At 36.2% G+C, this 18690-nt stretch carries 15 protein-coding genes; 8 read left to right on the top strand and 7 right to left on the bottom strand.

What is annotated here, in order from left to right; all coding sequences use genetic code 11:
• Positions 1–339: 339 nt before the first annotated feature.
• Entirely contained in the window at positions 340–1395 is a 1056-nt protein-coding gene (locus HPT25_RS26800) for an SDH family Clp fold serine proteinase (RefSeq protein WP_217270014.1), read from the bottom strand.
• 163 nt (positions 1396–1558) lie between these two features.
• Here HPT25_RS26800 and HPT25_RS26795 point away from each other — a divergent pair, with 163 nt between their 5' ends.
• On the top strand, positions 1559–2260 hold the full coding sequence (locus tag HPT25_RS26795) for an Hsp20/alpha crystallin family protein (protein WP_173071719.1): 702 nt from the start codon (positions 1559–1561) through the stop codon (positions 2258–2260).
• A gap of 358 nt (positions 2261–2618) precedes the next feature.
• Positions 2619–3638: a DUF3231 family protein gene (locus HPT25_RS26790; RefSeq protein WP_173071717.1), complete on the top strand. Its 1020-nt coding sequence runs from the start codon at positions 2619–2621 to the stop codon at positions 3636–3638.
• Between the two features lie 207 nt (positions 3639–3845).
• Here HPT25_RS26790 and HPT25_RS26785 read toward each other — a convergent pair whose 3' ends face one another.
• Complete coding sequence (locus HPT25_RS26785; RefSeq protein ID WP_173071715.1) at positions 3846–5264, bottom strand: MFS transporter; 1419 nt, start codon at positions 5262–5264, stop codon at positions 3846–3848.
• 139 nt (positions 5265–5403) lie between these two features.
• On the opposite strand from HPT25_RS26785, the gene HPT25_RS26780 reads away from it, so the two are divergent.
• The gene (locus HPT25_RS26780) at positions 5404–6096 is read left to right on the top strand and encodes an ArsR/SmtB family transcription factor (protein ID WP_246277407.1); all 693 of its coding nucleotides are present in this window, start codon (positions 5404–5406) and stop codon (positions 6094–6096) included.
• A gap of 352 nt (positions 6097–6448) precedes the next feature.
• Here HPT25_RS26780 and HPT25_RS26775 read toward each other — a convergent pair whose 3' ends face one another.
• Both HPT25_RS26775 and HPT25_RS26770 read right to left on the bottom strand, forming a co-directional pair.
• Positions 6449–6808 carry a hypothetical protein gene (locus HPT25_RS26775; protein WP_217270013.1) on the bottom strand — a complete coding sequence of 120 codons (360 nt, stop codon included), beginning with the start codon at positions 6806–6808 and terminating at the stop codon, positions 6449–6451.
• Between the two features lie 501 nt (positions 6809–7309).
• A complete protein-coding gene (locus HPT25_RS26770; RefSeq protein WP_173071711.1) occupies positions 7310–8224 on the bottom strand; it encodes a tyrosine-type recombinase/integrase in 915 nt (304 codons plus the stop codon).
• 627 nt (positions 8225–8851) lie between these two features.
• Between HPT25_RS26770 and HPT25_RS26765 the strand changes: the two genes are divergently transcribed.
• Together HPT25_RS26765 and HPT25_RS28900 are read left to right on the top strand one after the other, a co-directional pair.
• Positions 8852–9223 (top strand): hypothetical protein, encoded by a 372-nt coding sequence (locus HPT25_RS26765; protein ID WP_173071709.1) that lies wholly within the window; start codon positions 8852–8854, stop codon positions 9221–9223.
• Between the two features lie 706 nt (positions 9224–9929).
• Positions 9930–10127, top strand: coding sequence for a DUF3953 domain-containing protein (locus HPT25_RS28900; protein WP_217270012.1), 198 nt, complete (start codon positions 9930–9932; stop codon positions 10125–10127).
• A gap of 486 nt (positions 10128–10613) precedes the next feature.
• Here HPT25_RS28900 and HPT25_RS26755 read toward each other — a convergent pair whose 3' ends face one another.
• A complete protein-coding gene (locus tag HPT25_RS26755; RefSeq protein WP_173071705.1) occupies positions 10614–11012 on the bottom strand; it encodes a hypothetical protein in 399 nt (132 codons plus the stop codon).
• A gap of 359 nt (positions 11013–11371) precedes the next feature.
• The gene (locus tag HPT25_RS26750) at positions 11372–12385 is read right to left on the bottom strand and encodes a rod shape-determining protein (RefSeq protein WP_173072068.1); all 1014 of its coding nucleotides are present in this window, start codon (positions 12383–12385) and stop codon (positions 11372–11374) included.
• A gap of 451 nt (positions 12386–12836) precedes the next feature.
• Between HPT25_RS26750 and HPT25_RS26745 the strand changes: the two genes are divergently transcribed.
• On the top strand, positions 12837–13502 hold the full coding sequence (locus HPT25_RS26745) for a COG4705 family protein (protein WP_173072066.1): 666 nt from the start codon (positions 12837–12839) through the stop codon (positions 13500–13502).
• Between the two features lie 57 nt (positions 13503–13559).
• Here HPT25_RS26745 and HPT25_RS26740 read toward each other — a convergent pair whose 3' ends face one another.
• Positions 13560–16532 (bottom strand): Tn3 family transposase, encoded by a 2973-nt coding sequence (locus HPT25_RS26740; protein WP_173071703.1) that lies wholly within the window; start codon positions 16530–16532, stop codon positions 13560–13562.
• A gap of 167 nt (positions 16533–16699) precedes the next feature.
• Here HPT25_RS26740 and HPT25_RS26735 point away from each other — a divergent pair, with 167 nt between their 5' ends.
• Positions 16700–17275 carry a recombinase family protein gene (locus HPT25_RS26735; RefSeq protein ID WP_173071701.1) on the top strand — a complete coding sequence of 192 codons (576 nt, stop codon included), beginning with the start codon at positions 16700–16702 and terminating at the stop codon, positions 17273–17275.
• 26 nt (positions 17276–17301) lie between these two features.
• The gene (locus tag HPT25_RS26730; protein WP_173071699.1) at positions 17302–18135 is read left to right on the top strand and encodes an alpha/beta fold hydrolase; all 834 of its coding nucleotides are present in this window, start codon (positions 17302–17304) and stop codon (positions 18133–18135) included.
• The last annotated feature ends 555 nt before the right edge of the window (positions 18136–18690 follow it).

Below are 18690 nucleotides of genomic sequence, written 5' to 3'. Positions count from 1 at the left end.
CAATCGCGCCCGATTGTTGAAGAGTGAATTTCCTTATTTATGTTACGATTCACCGTAAATATTTAACGGCATCTTTCAATCCTTTTCCTGCCCAAAAAAGAACAAATTCTTGCCGTACTCCTAGTAACCTCATTTAAGCACCAATCAAAAAAATGTGTGAGTAGTTTAAAGGTGTCAGTTTAAATTCATAAATCACCACTTGACTCATAACCTGATTTTTCAACTGTAATATTATTTTCTAAATAGGAAGGCAAATGAACATTAACATTTTGGGAAAAAGAAATATACCCACTGGTATTTGACGAAATAGTATATTTTTTATCTTTTGTTTTATTTGAATTATTGATTATCAATTAAATCTTCCTTTCCCAAGACTGAATTTGTTAGTTTTAATCGATTATGAGAAGGTGTTTTAATTTTTTCCCACTGCTCTTTTCTAATATTAATATTAACCATTTGCTGATTATTCTTAATTATTCTTTGAATAGAGCCATAAAACTTAAATACATCAATGGCTTCAGTACTTTCAAGGCAACCACTTACAGCTTCGAAATCAATTTCATTTTCACGATGAATTAAAAACTCATCTGGAATAAAAGGTTCTTTTAATTTAAGTTCTTTTTCATATGATTTGTAAAGTGACCAAAATATTGACGTCAGTTCGTCTTCGGGGCATTGAATAGGTAATCCGATGTCACTCGCTTCTTTTCTCGAAATAATATATGAATGTGTATAGAGTTTTTCTGTCAATATATCGACTATGTCTTTTATTTGCTGATCGGAGGGAGGTGAATTTTTTAATCTTAAAACTTTCTCAGCAAGGTTTCTTATTAAAGTATAATTCCTGTGAATATTCCCTAAAGCAAGTGGGTGAATATTGTTTGTTAATGTATTAAAGACATCGCTCATTCCTTTGTTGCCTACTTGATCAGCTCTTTCACGGGCTAATGAAAGATAGGCGAAAACATCCTCGACGCTAATCGGTATTTTTGCGTTAGGATTATTAGGATCAGACGGATTAAACTGATTTGCTACACTTGGGTCAATTGGCCCCAATTCTCCTAAAACACCCATTAATATGTTATCGGCACCTAAACAAAGCAGTGTTCCTGCACTATAAGCTTTATAAGGCACGATTACATTAAACTCCTTCGCAAACTCCCTTAGAAGATAATTTATTCTTACTGGAGTGATAACATCTCCACCTCTTGTATATAAAAAAAGATCAATTCTTTTTTGATTACCTATAAGGCTTAAATGCTTTGCAAGAGGGCGTAAAACGTCAGGAGCAATTCTAGCACCAAGATTCGGACGATCACCAGTTATATAAACAATCACCTTAGATCTTCTTCTTTCTTCAATCTCTTTTATTAATTCGATTCGATCATTTAACAATATACTCACTTCCCCTTCTAAAATCCTTTTTTAGGGTTAAACAAGTATAAATAAACTATGCTTAAAAATTTTAAGTATTTTTTATAAAAAGAGGGTAAAAATATTTTTTGTGCTTTAAAAGCATTCACCTTTATTTATGATTAATTAGGAGGGTTATTTTATTATGAGAGTTCAGTTACAAGCGGTAAGTCAAAATCAGAATACAGTCACCTTTAGACCTGAAATGATGTCAGCTCAATCTAATTTTCCCCAAACTACACAAGCTTTATCATTACAGCAAGGCATGGTACAATCAAATGTAACAAATCAATTAATGGCTCAGGCAAATCAAGCCATATTAAATGGACAATTAAATCCTACACTTCAACAGTTGACCTATAATCCTACATTGCAACAAGCGTTAGTACCCACAAATGCTATAATTAATTCAACATATCCTCTACAACCAACTTTTGGACAAGCAATAGTAGCAACACATGCCATAAGTCCAACGTATCCATTACAACCAATCGTTGGACAAGCTTTTGTTCCTCAACAACAAATCATGGGGAATTTGGTATCTACACAGCAATCAAACATTATTCAGCCTAGTGTAGATTTATCAGAAACAAGTAGCGAAGTAGTTTTGGCATGTGAATTGCCAAATGCTGATCAAAGAAATATTAATATATCTTTAAATGATAATTCAGTATCCATTCAAGCTCAATCTGGTCAAGGAATCTACCATAGAGTAGTATCTTTACCCACTGATATTCGTCCAGAATTATGTGAAGCTACCTTAACAAATGGAGTTTTAGAAATTAAAATGCCTAAATCAAGTCAAGCAAGACGGAAAGTTAATGTTAACGAAACACTCCTACAATAGACATTTATAATAAAAAGAATAAAAGCAACTCTACAAAAAGAGTTGCTTTTATTTGTATTCACGATTTCGACTCAGCTTCTTCTATATCCTAACTTCTTGTCTATTTTTCTATCGGTATGCTAAGAATAATGCATTAAAATAAAAGTCGGAACTAGGTGCATTATCAAATATTCATCCCAAAATCACTCGTATCAAAGCTATACATTCTTGTTACTGAATAGCGCCCAATTGTTGAAGATCGTTAGTAATGCTCCCCGTTTCGCTACAGGTTGTTGGTGTTTCCAACTTTTTGCATATTTTATATTCTCTGAGAAAACAATAAAAACACTAACTATTATTGTAAATCGGAGGATGAAACTTGGAGACAAATAACCAAATTCGATTAACTGCTCCGGAAATGGCAAGCCTTTGGACACAATATCAGACAGATACCATGAACAAGTGTTTCTTTCGGTATGCTCTTGAACATATCGATGATCCTGACGTTCAGTCTATTTACAGAACTGCCCTTGCCATAACAGAGCAGCATATCCAAGCCATTACCGAATTCATGACCCTTGAACAACACCCGATACCGCGAGGATTTACTGAAACCGATGACGTGAATATTCACGCGCCTCGCCTTTTTCAAGATCCTTTTTACCTGAATTATCTCTATGTTATGACGCTTCAGGGATTGACCGGCTATGCCTTGACAGTTAGTACATCTGTCCGTTCTGACATACGGAAGTATTACATCACCTGCATGTCAGAAACGATGGCGCTTTTTGATCAATCCATTCATTTGATGCTTTCAAAAGGACTGTTTACACGCCCTCCTGTGTTGACACCGCCCGATGCAATCGATTTTGTCCAGCGACAAGGATTTTTAACCGGTTGGTTGGGGAGGCGACGTCCGCTGAATGCGATTGAAATTGGCGATATTTCCTTTAACATGCTCAAAATGCACTTGCATGCGGCGTTAAAAGTTGGATTTATTCAAGTTGCTCATTCGAATGAAGCACGCGAACATTTCAAACGGGGTCTCGGTATTGCCAATAAACACATTAAACTATTTGAATCAGTCTTGGAAGAAGATCATTTAAATTCGCCTTTTTCCTGGCAATCGATGATCACGGATTCCACGTCAACGACTTTTTCCGATAAATACATGATGTTTCAAATCCAATTATCGACGCAACTTAGCCTTTCTTATTACGGGTCGGCGCTCAGTGTGAATGCCAGAAGAGATATAGGGGCTGATTACTTACGGCTCATGATAGAACTGTTGCATTTTGCAGAAGACGGCGCCCAACTGATGATCAAAAATGGGTGGTTGGAACAGCCTCCAACAGCAAGTGACCGAGAATCGATTGCAAAGGACAGGAGTAATAAATAATTTTCCAGAAACTGGACGTTAGGAACGTTTCCTAGCTTTTTTATTTGATACACAATGGGTCAAGGACAACATATTATTTCAGCTACTTTTTTCGCTAAATTGCCCTTTACCTGATTAAAGATCAAGAAAAATGGACTGCTGAAAACAGTCCATCGTTGTTCAATTCTTGCGCCCTATAATGGAATAACTGAAATTTAAAATTATATATTAGTCGGTATGCTTGTAGATATCGGAAGTTTGATTTATAGGATTACGTCTAAAAACAAATATAAAAATCAGTAGACTCAACAAAATGGTTCCAGACGCAAATATCCATGCTTCTCGAAAACCACTCATGATTGTCTCTATACCTGAATGCGAATGGGTTCGGATAAACACTGAGGCTATCGTTGCATACAGGGCAATTCCAAGATTTTGCATCATTCGCTGAAAAGCACCTATTGTTCCCTGAATCTCTCGACCAACTGCACTCATAATAGCCGAAGTATTGGGTGGTACAAAAAAGCCTGCACCAACCCCGTATAACATTAACAATGTTGCAATTAGAGACGGACTCCAATTCGATTGCATTATACCGAGAATTCCATAAGTAACAGCCATAATAATAAGGCCAATCATCATAAGGCGAGTAGTGCCTGCTTTTTCAATTAACCGTCCGGATACTTTAGACATTAAAACAAGCCCTAAAGGGGCAGACAAATTGACTAGGCCAGCTTGCCATGGTTCAAGCTTTGACACTTGTTCTAAAAAGTAAGGAGGAACAATAAAACCTAGTGAGGTTGCCCCACCAAGTACAAATATCCCCAAAACGGGTGCAGCAAAATCACCATGCAGGAATAGCTTTAAATTCACAATAGGTTCTTTCGCTTTTCTCTCCCAAAAGAAGAATAGTACAAATAAAATTGCAAAAAGCATAATAGGTCCGAGGGACTCAATGCTTACAATTCCTGATGTAGATAACATTGAAAGCCCTCGGAGTAGGGCTAATACGGAAAAGCCCAATAATATACTGCCCGGCAAATCAATTTGGATGGCGTTTCTTGATTCCTTTACTTTTTTAAAGACTATAGTACAGCCTAATAAACCTACTAAAGTGATGGGTATATTGATAAAAAAAATCCATCTCCAGCTTCCCAAGGAGATTAAAAACCCCCCAATACTTGGACCAAGAACCGGCCCTAGCCCCAATAGAACTCCTAATGTTCCTAGAGCTACTCCTTGTCGCTCTTTTGGAATTGCAGTGGTAATAATGGCTACAGCAGTTCCCTGTAACATAGCAGCACCAATTCCTTGAAGGGTACGGAATGTGATCAATTCACCTGGGGAGGTAGATAGACCACAAAGTATGGAAGCCATGAAAAATACAATGAGGCCTGAAGCATAAATCTTTAAACGTCCATACTTATCACTTAAACGTCCAAAAATAATAATAGTCCCAACCAGAGCCAACGTATACATCGTAATAGTCCAGGTCATAACAGTAATTGAGGAATTGAAAGACTGTACCAATGTGGGTAATGCCACGTTAATAATCCCTGTATCCAAAGTAGATAAGAACATTCCAATACCTGCTGTAAGTACAATCATTTGATCAGTTTGGTTCGTTTGTATCCTGTCCTTTCTCATAATTAAATCACTCCTATTTCCAATGAGTATTCGTTTTGATAGCAACTATCACAATTATATAGTCCTAACATTTCACGTTTCATCGAAATGTCGAAATGATATAATTTTTATATGATTGTTTGGAAGGAGTGGCTTTAACATGACGATGTATTCTAATATCTCCTCTACAGCCTCACTCATAGGTGACCCCACACGAACAACGATCCTAATAGCCCTGGCAGATGGTCAGGCATTAACAGCCGGTGAACTTGCAACCCTATCTGGTGTATCTCCGCAAACGGCGAGTGCTCATTTAGCAAAACTGGTTGAAGGCTCACTTATTAGTGTGGAAGTTCAGGGACGTCATCGTTATTACAAACTTGCTGGACCGGAGGTTGCTCAAGTTATGGAGGCAATTGCTGTAGTTTCGCCACCTGTGAAAGTACGATCTCTACGTCAATCCAGCCACAAAAAGGCTCTGGATTATGCTCGTACCTGTTATGATCATTTAGCAGGAAAATTGGGTGTTGCACTTACAGAAGCATTGATTGAGTTGGGATATCTCCGTGATTTAGGGGAGTTTTATCAATTGACTGATAAAGGAAAACAATGGTTACGAGAATTTGGTATCCATCCCTTACCTAAAAAAGTGAATCCTGAAGCCGTTCCTCTTCATATTGATTGGACAGTTCGAAAACATCATTTAGCAGGGCCGTTGGCGATATCAATTACACAACGTCTCATTGATCTAGGTTGGGTTGAAAAAGGAGCCATTCGTCGTTCTATACAATTAACCAATTTGGGACGTTCAGCCATAGGCAATGAATTTATGTTTGATCCCACTACATTGTAGTAAAACTAAAGGTTCAGGTTATTTCATTTTGCCAGCAATTCTTCTATTTTCCTTAAGGTACTTTAACAAACCGTAAAAATAACTTTTAGGTTATGAATCTGTTTTATTTAACGAAACAAAAAAGCCCATTTTAATGAAGGCAGGGGTAGCGTTGGGAAATGCGGGTTTACAACGTTAAGGAATTTTCAATATTAAAAATCCTAATTTTACCCAATTTAATGTGAAATTAGGATTTTTTGTTACTACATAAATGCGCCCGATAATTGAATATCGTTATTAAACTCTTGCCCCCGTTAGCTTAAGAACAATCCTTCACAACCTTTTACGTTAAAAAAGAAATGTGAACTGGTTTTTAGTCCCTTAGTCCAATACCAAGGAATTTCTTTGTATTAATATCTATATAGATTGCATAGTCACCAAGTGAAGGATTCTCATTTGTTGGAAAGCTAACAATATAGACTTGTTTCATATTAAATTGTCTTAGAGGTCGTTTATAAACTTTTGCATCTTTCCAACTACCGACAATATGTGGTATTTCTGATTTTGGAATGTAATTCCAAGCTATTTTCCTTACATCGTTTTCCTTTTCGTTTGATATACTATGTGCTTCCTTTTTTGAAATCAATCCTACAAATAAAAACAATACCATTACTATAACCAAAGCAAAAACAACATATTTTCTGATGATAACCCCTCCTATACTCAATCGCATTTTACAATATTATACATTAAAATCATTTTGAGTACGTAGGTGTTGCTAAACTAAACTGCCCCGTTACTTTAAGTGAAAAATTTCACAATATCTTTTGCTGATACCAATTTACTTTAAATGTGTTATTACACAATCTGGCCCGTTTGCTGAATAAAAAGGTTTGAAATACCTGTAACAAAAACGAACGTTTCTGTTACGATGGCCTAGCTAAATATTTTCAGCACTCGTTTTAAAGCGTTTTGATACGATGATGAATGGAGAAAAAATCAAGATATAATATGATTATTGTTTACTTTTGCATGGTTACGCTAACCCATAAAGCCTTAAGGCTTTAAATGCAACCTTAAGGTTGGTGCTGTTAAATACAATAGCCTGTTTGTTGAATACTAAAATAGCCTATGCTCACAGAATAGGCTATTTAATATGAGTTTCTACTATTATATAGGTACTTTTCAATTTAACGTCCTATTCCTTACCCAACTTAGATCATCTTCACAAAAATTAAAATTTCGGCATGGCTTCCACAGCATCAGCCAAGTCGCTATAAGAATCTTTTAAATATCGTGCCGTGGTAGAAATGTTACTATGACCGGCGAGTCTTCTCACCTTTTCAATGTCATTATGGGTTGCTTTTAACATCCATTTACAGAATGTATGCCTAAACATATGAGGCGTCAATTTTTTCTGTGGCAAACTATAGCTTTCCATCATCGTCTGAATCCCACGGACCGTAAATTGTGGAGACCGCTGGCTATAAAAGACATACGGCGACTCTGCTACATGCTCTTTCCTGTTTGCCATTTCTGCCCGAAAGAGTAACCAGTCGTACAGTTCCTGCCACAAGGTGTTGGACATCGGCACGGTCCGAAGCTTTCGTCCTTTCCCCAAAATTCGAATTCGTTTTAACTCCATGTCAAGATCGGTTAACTTTAAATGGGAAAGTTCATCTACCCGTAAACCGGCGTACGTCAATAAATAAATGATCGCCCGATCACGCCGGTACTTTTCTTCAGGATCCACTCCCCTGCTTTTAACCGGTGTCTTTCTTACACGATTTAATAAATCTTCAAATTCTTCCTCTGTAAGCCACATGATTTTTTCTTGATTTTCATCGGCCGACTTAATGTCCTGAATTTCTTCCATTGGATTATGCTGCAGCTTTTGATTTTTTTGAGCCCATGAATAAAAACTGCGTAAAGCATTTAATCGTCGATTAATCGTCGTGATGGCCAAAGGCTTTCTATCATTTGGATGTAACATACCGTTTATCCATTTTCTTACATCTGTTGCCGTCACAAATTCATTTGGTTTTATATGTAAATCATCCATAAAAATAAGAATATCATTCCGATAGGAAATAATGGTTTTAGGGGACTTATCCTGTTTTTCAAGATTGGTAATATATTCTTCTAGCACTCTTCCACCTCTTAACTTATATGCCGAGTTTAGCACCCTGAAAACCACATAAAATCAGGGTAAAAAACAACCTTATACGATGAGTATAACATAGGTTTTGGAGGGTTTAAACGTATATAATGCATATTATATGCTTAGTTTAATGAGACAAAATAAAAAGCCCTCCTGAAGAGAGATTAGGTATTGATATATTGGTCTTTTGATTTTGGTTATATTTTTGATTATAAAATTTAGTAGTTTTGAAGTTAGAAGAGACGGTTTTCGTTTTATAACCATAAACGACCGTTTTCGATTTTCTTATTTAGGGTATAAAATGGATATTTATGTAGGTTGATTATCCTTTAGATACACAAAAATTCCAAATTTTTTATTCCCATTTAAAAAAACCATTGTGTGCAAAGTCTATTTTTTGACGAGTTTCTTCTATTATATATATTTTTTTGTTCGTATTTCCATCTTAAAATAATTCTACTTTTCCTACACTAAGTAAAATTATCTTATCTTTGCATTTAATAAATTATGTTCAAATTTAATTTAATGGAAAGAAAAACTTAACCTCAATTAAAGTTGTATAGCATAAAATAACCTTATGGTTTATAGGTAAAACACACAACGGAGATTACAATCATGACAAAAAAGCATCCTGAGATACATTTAGATTCAATAAATAAATTTGGATTAAAAGCCGAGTATATTAAATCATTAAGGGATAATGTAAAAAAACACAAGGAATTTATTAGTACCTATTGTGAGCTTATCAGCCTAAACCAAATTTCAATAAAAGAAAATGAAGATGAAATTGAACGATTACGAAATAACTTTTTTAAAAATTTATTTAATAAATTAAAGGTCCAATCAAAAATTCAAAAATTGCAGGCAGAAAATTTAAAAAGGCGCGAGCAGATAAATGAATATCAAGAATATGTTTATGAAGAAAGTATATTTATACTTGCCCTAGAAAAACAAGCAGGGGTCCCACCACATGTATTTGATAATTGAATTTTTAGCCACTTCGATTACCTCAACGTAAGACAATTGGAGCTTTGCAACTGGAAGATCTAGTATATATTGACACGGAGTCTCCAAAGGCATTGTTTGAGGGTGTGCCAGCGAAGCTGTCACTATATGCAATAAGATGACATTCCCTAGGATCTGTTAAGTCGATGTTGAATCCTAAGATGATAATAAATAACAATAAAAAATCCTCTCTTTACGTCGCACAACACATTCATTAAAAATTAAAAACCTTGGTTGTACGTCTTCAATGACTTTACCCAGGGTAAAAAAGTATGTGCTGCTCTTGAATATATTAACAACAATTTTATTATGAACTGTAATTAAGAGAAAAATATGCGTAATTAAAGAAGTGTGATGACAACAACTATATTTTAAGCATTTTTAAAACCAAATGTTTGTTGATCCATGCAGACCACCCGTGATTATAACTCCAAAATCAATTTCGTTTCTTTTAATTAGGCTATATTAAATAACTCTGTTATGCTGAAGGAGTAAACGAACATCTCAGGAAAGAATAAAGAATACTTTTGCAAATGTTAATATATGGATACCAGTAATGCTCCATGAATATGCAGCCACAAAAAAATAAGCGACCTATTTAGAATAGCATCAATAAAAGCGATAAGGATACGGAAAGTTGGTGACTTGTTTGCTAAGAATCTCAAGAATAAGCCTTTCGATAATTGTAGTGATATTCAGTATTTATGGTTTAATCGTAAACAATCAAGAGGTTCTTCCAATTAACCTGTTTTTGTTAGGGATTATAATGTTTTCTTTTGGCATTTCTGAGTTACAACAACGAAAAAGAACTGGTACGTTTTATATGCTGGTTTCAGCCCTTCTGTTTTATGGCGTTTTAAAAACGGCACTATTACATGTTCATTAAAAGGAGATCAGATTCCATCAAAGGATTGAAAGGGGTCTATTAAAAATTTTTTACGGCGATCCCTATTAGGGGAGCCGCCATTAGTACTACCCCTGAATAAAAAGAAAAGCCCGCTCAATAGCGGACAAAAGGTTCGTATTTCGGAGGGGGAAAATCTCTACACCACTGTTATATCACTTAGAAAATCAACTGGCTATCGGTACTTTTTGTATATATCGCCAAGAGCTTCATAGTCTGGTTTCTTCAGGATTTTTGACATACTTTCTCCTTGAATCAGGAGATTCTAAACTAGTTTTAAACGTAAATACAAAAAAACGACCTTCCTGACGGAGAAGGTCGTTTTAAAAAAAGGGCGGACTCCCTATACATCAGTTATATGATGTATAAATTTAACTTGCTATTGGTACAATTTTCAAATGCCGTAATCCGTCAAACCCTTTTTATTAGCTGTCTTACAAACCATACTTGGATGAACAGTATCTCGTATCAGAAGGGATAGGTAATAGCTGAATGCCACCATTTCCATCCGCCATGAAAGTGTTCATACCCTGCAAGATAAAAAGAATACTCAAATAGGGTAGAGAATACAGACCATGCAAGAACATAGGCAACCTTAGCTTTTATTGTTCGCTCATAAGGGTACCAATTAATCAAAAGGACCGTAGCAGCTGGATAAATTCCTAAGATAATAAGGTTAGTCTGCCAGTCAATCACTTGTGGTTCAAAAAATCCATACCAGTCCCATTTATCTGTCCATTTATCTACAAATTCTGCAGTGAATAGCCCCCAAAAGATAGAAGCATAATACACAATAGGTTCTAATCTTTTTTTGATTAAGATGGCTACAGCATTAAAGATTAGAACAGACACATAAAGGTACCACATAAGACCACCTCCCTTATCACCAATAAGTATAGGGTTCCTATGTGGTATCTTTTTTATGTTTTAATCACAGGATTGCTTGCGGTAGTTCGCCAGATCATTTAACCAAAGATCACTGGGGTTTATTGGAGACGAGCACTTTATTTATATGCTTAGCGTTGTAAATTCGCGAAATGAGGGTGCTACCCCATGCCCATCAAGCTAATACCAACAAACTTTGAAATTTGACCTTTTCTACAAAGAAACTGTTTATTGCAATCTTTGGAGTTCTGCATAGACGCGTGGTTGGGAACCATGAAAATTTATATTCGTATAGTAAAAAAATAAGATATCAAAGCCCAAGGGTTTTGATATCTTATTTTTTATTTGGCTTTTTTCGATTGGCGAAAAACATTTAAGTTATCTAATGTTTTCCCCGTTCCAATTGCTACGCAATCCAATGGATTTTCTGCAATCTTAACAGGAATTTTAGTTTCTTTTTCAATGAGTTTGTCCATATTCCTTAGAAGTGATCCTCCGCCGGTTAATACAATTCCATTCTCCAAGATATCTCCTGATAATTCAGGTGGACATTTTTCCAAGGTTAATTTTACCTCATCCACAATCTGTTGAACTGGTTCCTTTAACGCATTATAAACTTCTTCAGATGAAATTTTCAATGTTGTAGGAAGACCTGTTACCATATCTCTTCCTCGGACATCTAAACTCATGCCAACTGCTGGTTCCCATGCACTACCTAATTCAAATTTTATGTTTTCAGCAGTTCGTTCTCCGACTAATAATTTATGTTGTTTTCGGATATACCCCATAATGGCCCCATTTTGAGCGTCGCCTCCAACTCGGAGAGAACGGCTGGTTACAATTGCACCGAGTGAAAGAACCGCTACTTCCGTGGTTCCCCCTCCGATATCTACAATCATGCTTCCCACAGCTTCTGCTACTGGCAGGTTGGCACCGATAGCAGCTGCAAGCGACTCTTCCACCACATATACTTCTTTGGCGCCCGATTTAAGTGCTGAATCACGTATAGCGCGTTTTTCTACTTGGGTTACTCCGGTTGGTGTACATATGACTACTCGAGGTTTTGTTGGAATAAGATTTGATTCAAATTTTTTCGTTTTAGATATAAAATATTTCAACATTGCAGCAGTTGATTGAAAATCTGCTATAACACCATTCTTTAAAGGGCGTATAACCGTTATGTTATCTGGTGTTCTACCGACCATATTTCTTGCCTCATCGCCTACAGCCAATACATTTCCTGTTTTTGTATTTACTGCTACAACGGAAGGCTCATTTATCACGATTCCTTTTCCTTTGATATATACTAATAAGTTTGCTGTTCCTAAATCAATTCCAATATCTCTTGACACAATGTTCCTCCATGGTATTTAAAATTCCGCAAAATTTTATAAATTTTTTTGTCTCTCAATTTAATTTTTTTCAATTTCAATATTTTACTAGATAACTAAATGTGTCTTTTAATTTCATTAATGCTTGTACCAAACGCAATTTTAATGGATTCTAATAAACTTCATCTAAACATTAGATTAAATTCTTCTTAATAATTAATAATGAGTAATCATATGAAAGATTACTTTCCCATTTTAAACACTCATGGAACGTATGAACAATAAAAAAATGCTGCATCTTATTAACAGACACTTAAGTTTATTTTAATCAGTGTTTAATAAATAAACTTCCAATTTACAGTAAAGTAAAGACTAGGGAAATTTCATGAAAGTGGAATTTTTTAGTACATATACTTTTGCCAAATAGGAGATGAGTTTTTTGAAGGAAAACTTAACCGTGTCAGAACATCCTGAAATGCCACAAGCTTCAGGTAAGCACATATTAAGTAAGGTTCCAGAAGTTACGATTTACTTCTGGATCATCAAAGTTTTATGCACGACTGTCGGGGAAACATTTGCTGATTTCCTAAATTTCAACCTAGGATTTGGATTAACTTTCACTACCATCATTATGGGAATAGCATTTTTCATTGTTTTGTTTTTTCAATTCAGGGCAACGAAATATGTTCCAGCTTTTTATTGGATAACGGTTGTACTTATAAGTGTATTTGGTACGCTGGTAACAGATAATTTGACAGATGGAATGGGAGTTCCTCTTGAGCTTAGTACCGGTGTATTCTCCGTTCTACTTGGATTAACTTTTCTTTTTTGGTATTCGAGCGAAAAAACACTCTCAATACACTCAATTTATACCAGAAAAAGAGAAGTTTTCTATTGGCTGACTATTCTTTTTACATTTGCACTTGGGACTGCAGTAGGTGATTTATATTCCGAACAACTCGGTCTTGGCTATTTAAACACTGGTATAACGGTCATTATTATCATCGCTTGTGTATTTTTGTCTTGGAAATTCTTAAAACTTGATGGCGTATTAGCGTTTTGGATTGCGTATATTTTGACTCGACCACTTGGAGCATCGTTGGGAGATTTCCTATCTCAACCAGGGGTAAGTCCGAGATAAGTCCAAAAAGCGCCATACAGATGTAAAAAAAATGTAAAGAGGGCGCAAAAGCCCTCTTTAAGCTGTTTTAATTGCTAACCCCAGCTTTCCATCTAAAGGTTGAGGTGGTTCTTCTAAATCAATGAAGTAATCACCAAATCGTTTGATATGTTCCATAAGATAAGGACTAAGCACACTTAGATCTTCTGGGTCTACGTAATACCCTTCCCGTTTTAACTGACGTATCACCAAAGTCAAATCCACGACATTTTGAAAAATAACTGCATTTGCTACCAGGTCTCCGTACTTAATTGACTTTTCTTGTTGCTCCGGATCATTATCGGAAATAATTCCATCTCCACCAAAGAACAGCCATTTAGAAAATCCGTTGTAGGCCTCTACTTTGTTAGTGGTAGCCGTGATTTTCCTGCGTAAATCAATATCAGAAATGTATTGAAGTAAGAAAACCGTACGCACGACACGCCCAAGCTCTCTGAATGCCTGATAGAGTTTGTTTTTTTGACTGTAATTACCCAGCTTTCTCAATAACATAGATGAAGAGATTTTCCCATGCTTAATGGACAATACCACACGTAAAAGGTCTTTCCAATGTAATTCGATTAAATCCCAATCGATTGTATCACTAAAAAGAGAATCGATGTGTTTATATTTCATGTCAGGACTAGGACGGAAAAAAGTGAGCTTTTTGAAATTTCGAATTCTCGGCATCAGTTTGATACCTAGCAGATGAGATAAGCCAAATACCGGTGTAGATTGCCCTTGTGTGTCGGCATGAATAGTATCTGGTTGCACCTCCGACTCGTTTTTCAGCAAACCATCAAGGATATACACAGCTTCCCATACCCCACAAGGGATGAAGTGGCTGAAAAGAGCAATGTAGTTGTCCGAAACGTGATGGTATGCAATTCCACCATAACCACCATAGCGAATATGGTATTCGGCCAATAGGTTTTCTTCATAAATGTCATATTTGGTTCCGTCTGCCGCAGCAGATTCACCTTTTCCCCAAAGCTTAGGTAAATCAAACTCATAATGATAATGGTTTATGATATCCTTCAAGGCTTGGTCAATCTTTCTAGCCGTAATATGCCTTTGATTTGTATAGGATAGGACACTACCGGTCACATCTGCTCGCATATGTCGAGCTGCTTGAACAGGTCCTAAATTGCAGCCATAAGCAAAAGTAGTCAAAATGTATCGCTCACGTGGATTTTTGAGCTTTGGATCGGACCCGGAGGATGGTCCGAAATGGCGTGTCCAATTAACCCAGTGTTCGACATTGCATAAGACATCAATCAAATTTCTTTCGGGGAGACGCATTTTAATCAACTCTTCTAATTCTTTCAATGACTTTTTGTATTCGCGTTTCTTCACTTTTTTCAAAATTGGCTCACCGGCTTCGTTGATACTCACGTGCTCATTTTCGGGGAAGTCCTGGTCAATTTGTTTGGAGGATTCGATCATCCATGATTTCAATCCTTTTACAAAGTCTACCTCATTCTCAGGGAAACCTAATTCACGACAGTATTCCGGTATTAAAGGTTCACACTCTTCCCAAGGTAGCAATTGTTTTCGATAATCATCATAAGATTCAGACCCTGGGACACAAATATCGCCAGATTTTAATTCTGTTGCAATACAAGAGAAGACACATGCTTCCAAGTGCCGGCGATGAATGAGCCAACCTCCAACCCTTTGTTTTACTCGAACCATCTTGCGCCATTGATCAGAGGCAAACGAGAGATCCACTTCATCGGGTAGCCAATCCGAGCGCTTATTCCTGTTTTCCATCACAAATTCAAGCGCATGCATCAAGGATTGATCTTGAGAGGTAGATGTAAACTGTAACAGATCAGCAAGCCTGAAAAGAGTGGACCGGCTTTTTTGATAATGTTTCTGGATGAAAGGATAATAGTTAATTCCTTTTATTGAAGCCACCGCCTCGCATTTATCCAACAATGTTTGGACACTTCCATATGAGGTGATCGTTTCTTTCACCTTTTCATGACTGGTCGCATCGTCATTCTCACTGGCCATGACAAGCAAAACGTCGTTAAATATTGAAATTAGATCCTCCATCTCGTTTTGTTTCTGTTCTTTCATGTCCTTATGATCCTCTTTGCTAGAGTTATGAATATTTCCAACTCGTTTTTGAAACATTTCAGCCAAGTGATCTTTGGTCTTTACTTGGGCCTGATGAATAAAGCAAATAAGAAGTGTGACCCGTTTCGGTTCGGAATAATTTTTTAATTCAGCTGCATCTAGAGACTTGGCTTCGGCTGCATAGTATTTGATTTTAGATGGTGCAACTCCTTCCAAAAATGGTGTCATATCACCGTAAGATTGAAGCCAATTAAAATAGTCGATATGATCCTTTAGATTTTTTAAAGTAGGCTTTTTGGGAAGTGTTTTAAACCGATTATAATCGCTGTAATGCTGTTTTTCGCTTCTAATGAGTAATTCATTGAAAGAATGAATTTGTTCATTTGATAGCCTTTTAAATACCTGCTGGAAGATTTCTTGATTAACAGACCTACGAATATGCCCTGTCAACTCATCTAGAACACGAAAACTTGGTAGCTCACACCTGCTTTTAACGAGCTCTTCGATAGCGATATTAATTAGATCAGAGGGATGATCTTTCACCTTTGCTGCTTCGGTTAAAATATTGATGATAATCGGCCGTGTTTGTTTACCATTTGGTATGACGTTAAAATATTTACGTATCTCTTGTTGATGTCTCTGTGTGGTTCGTGATGGTTTGAAATCTAAGGATGTACCAGGCGACAAGTTTAACGAATTACTGATATGTTCAATAATCCCTTTCGGGATGTTATGAGCCTTAGGAAAATAGCCTAGCTTCTGAAACGATTTGAGCAGAACTGCAGCTGCTAATAAGTTTTCTGGTCCTCGTGCGATCGAATAAATAAATTGAGTTTCTTCTAATGTTAAGGTATAAATTCGTTGCAGTTCTTTTTTTGTTAAGCTTCGCTTAAACCGAGGATACGCCGTCCTTTCAATTGATGCCATATAAACTCCCCTCCACCTGAATAATTAATGAATATTCTGTATTATGAAAACTATCTATCATATGATTATATACCAATAGAGTGTACTCTATTGGAACAAATAAAAAATACTGATAGAATGCTAGTTAGAAGTGTCCCGTAAGACTTGTTTCAAAATAGAGGTGAAATATGATGAAAATCGGTTATGTACGAGTGAGTTCTGTTGACCAGAACCCTGGAAGGCAGTTTCAGCAACTGAACGAAATTGGAATGGACATTATCTTTGAAGAGAAGCTGTCTGGAGCGACACAAGATCGACCAGAGTTGCAAAAAATGTTGGAATCCCTTCAACAAGGGGACATCATTTTTGTTACGGATCTTACTCGAATTACTCGTAGCACAAGAGATTTATTTGAATTAGTGGATCACATCAAAAGGAAAAATGCGAACTTGAAGTCCTTAAAAGACACCTGGTTAGATCTATCGGAAGAGAATCCCTATAGTCAATTTTTAATGACGGTTATGGGTGGGGTAAACCAATTAGAGCGCGATCTCATTCGAATGCGTCAACGTGAAGGAATTGATTTAGCAAAAAAGGAAGGGAAATACCGGGGCAGAGTTAAAAAGTATCACGATAAACATGCTGGGATTAACTATGCAATAAAGCTTTATCGAGAAGGGAAGATGACCGTAAAGCAAATTTGTGAAATTACGAATGTTTCAAGATCAGCTTTATATCGAAAATTATCCGAAGTTAACAACTAAAATACTTATTTCTAATGGAGGTTCCCATGAATACTGAGAGTGCTAGTTTTATAAGAATCAACGATTACCAACTATATGTAAATCTTATAGGGGAAGGCGAACCGATTGTATTCCTTCACGGTGGACCTGGAAGTGAACATCGCTTTTTTCTCCCTTATATGACTCCATTATCAAACAAATTTAAGTTGGTCTTTTATGATCAGCGAGGTTGTGGGAAATCAGACCTTTCACAGAATAACGAATACTCAATGAAAAATGAAATTGAAAACTTAGAATCACTAAGAATAAAATTAGGATTTGAAAAAATTAACTTATTCGGTGAATCATGGGGAACCATGCTTGCTTTACTTTACGCAACTACTTACCCAGAAAAAGTAAATAAAATACTTTTAACTGCTGCATTAGGTGTCACATCTATGGGATTAGAAGTGTTCAGCAAAGAATTGGAAAAAACAATGACTGAAGACGATAAAGCTAAGCTCTCCAAATTGGAAGACAATCTTAGAAATAGGAACTCTTCAAGGGATGAGATTTTTAATATATTGGATTCCTATTATGTTTTTTCTAAGGAAACTTTAAAACGGAAAGAAAAAAACATTTTTAATCATGAGGTTAATGATGCAATAGGAGCTGATATGCTAAACAACTACGATGTCACAGAGAATATCCATAAGATTTCAAACATCCCCGTCCTTGTTGCTCAAGGAAATCACGACATTTTAAAACCTTCTATAATTAAAGAGCTATTGATTGATTATATTCCCCATATGAAGTTGGTGGAAATCGAGGATTGTGGTCATTGGACTGTTGTTGAGCAGCCAGAAAAGATGTGCGATGTGGCATTAAGTTTTTTTGAATAAGGATTTTTCTATAAAACTTATTGTTTTTCATATAAGCCGAATCCTTAGCGGACAGGATTCCGGCTTTTTTATGTAAAAAAATGGCTTAGCGTGCGAAATTTAATTTCCTGACGCTCCCCCTTAAAGATTAAAATAAATACATATTTTTTCGATAAACACATTAACTATGTACTTCAGTTCGATAAGTTAATGCTTTTTAAAGTCGGTTCTCCAAATAGGAATCGGCTTTTTTTTCTAAAAACTAAAACAGACTATAGCAGTATTATGTAGTGTCATAACTCTTAAGATTTTGCTACCAATATGCATCCTTAAAGTAACAGGATCTTAAGCTGAACAGTGGGGGTGCTGAGGCAATCCCACTATTCAGCAATCGGGCCAGATTGTTGAGCATCACGTCTAAAGGAAATTGGAATGAATGAAGAGATTTCGTAAAATTTCACTTAAAGTAAAGGGCAGTTTACTTCATGTTTTTGTCAATATTAATTTGAGCCAGAGCGATCACTTCAAAAGTGAGCCACTTAATGAGTTTCAACTCCCATTAATGGGAGTAATTAG

The organism is Neobacillus endophyticus, from assembly GCF_013248975.1.
GTDB lineage: Bacteria > Bacillota > Bacilli > Bacillales > Cytobacillaceae > Neobacillus > Neobacillus endophyticus.
Note: the sequence above shows the minus strand (reverse complement) of the source record. Positions and strands in the feature narration are given on the sequence as shown.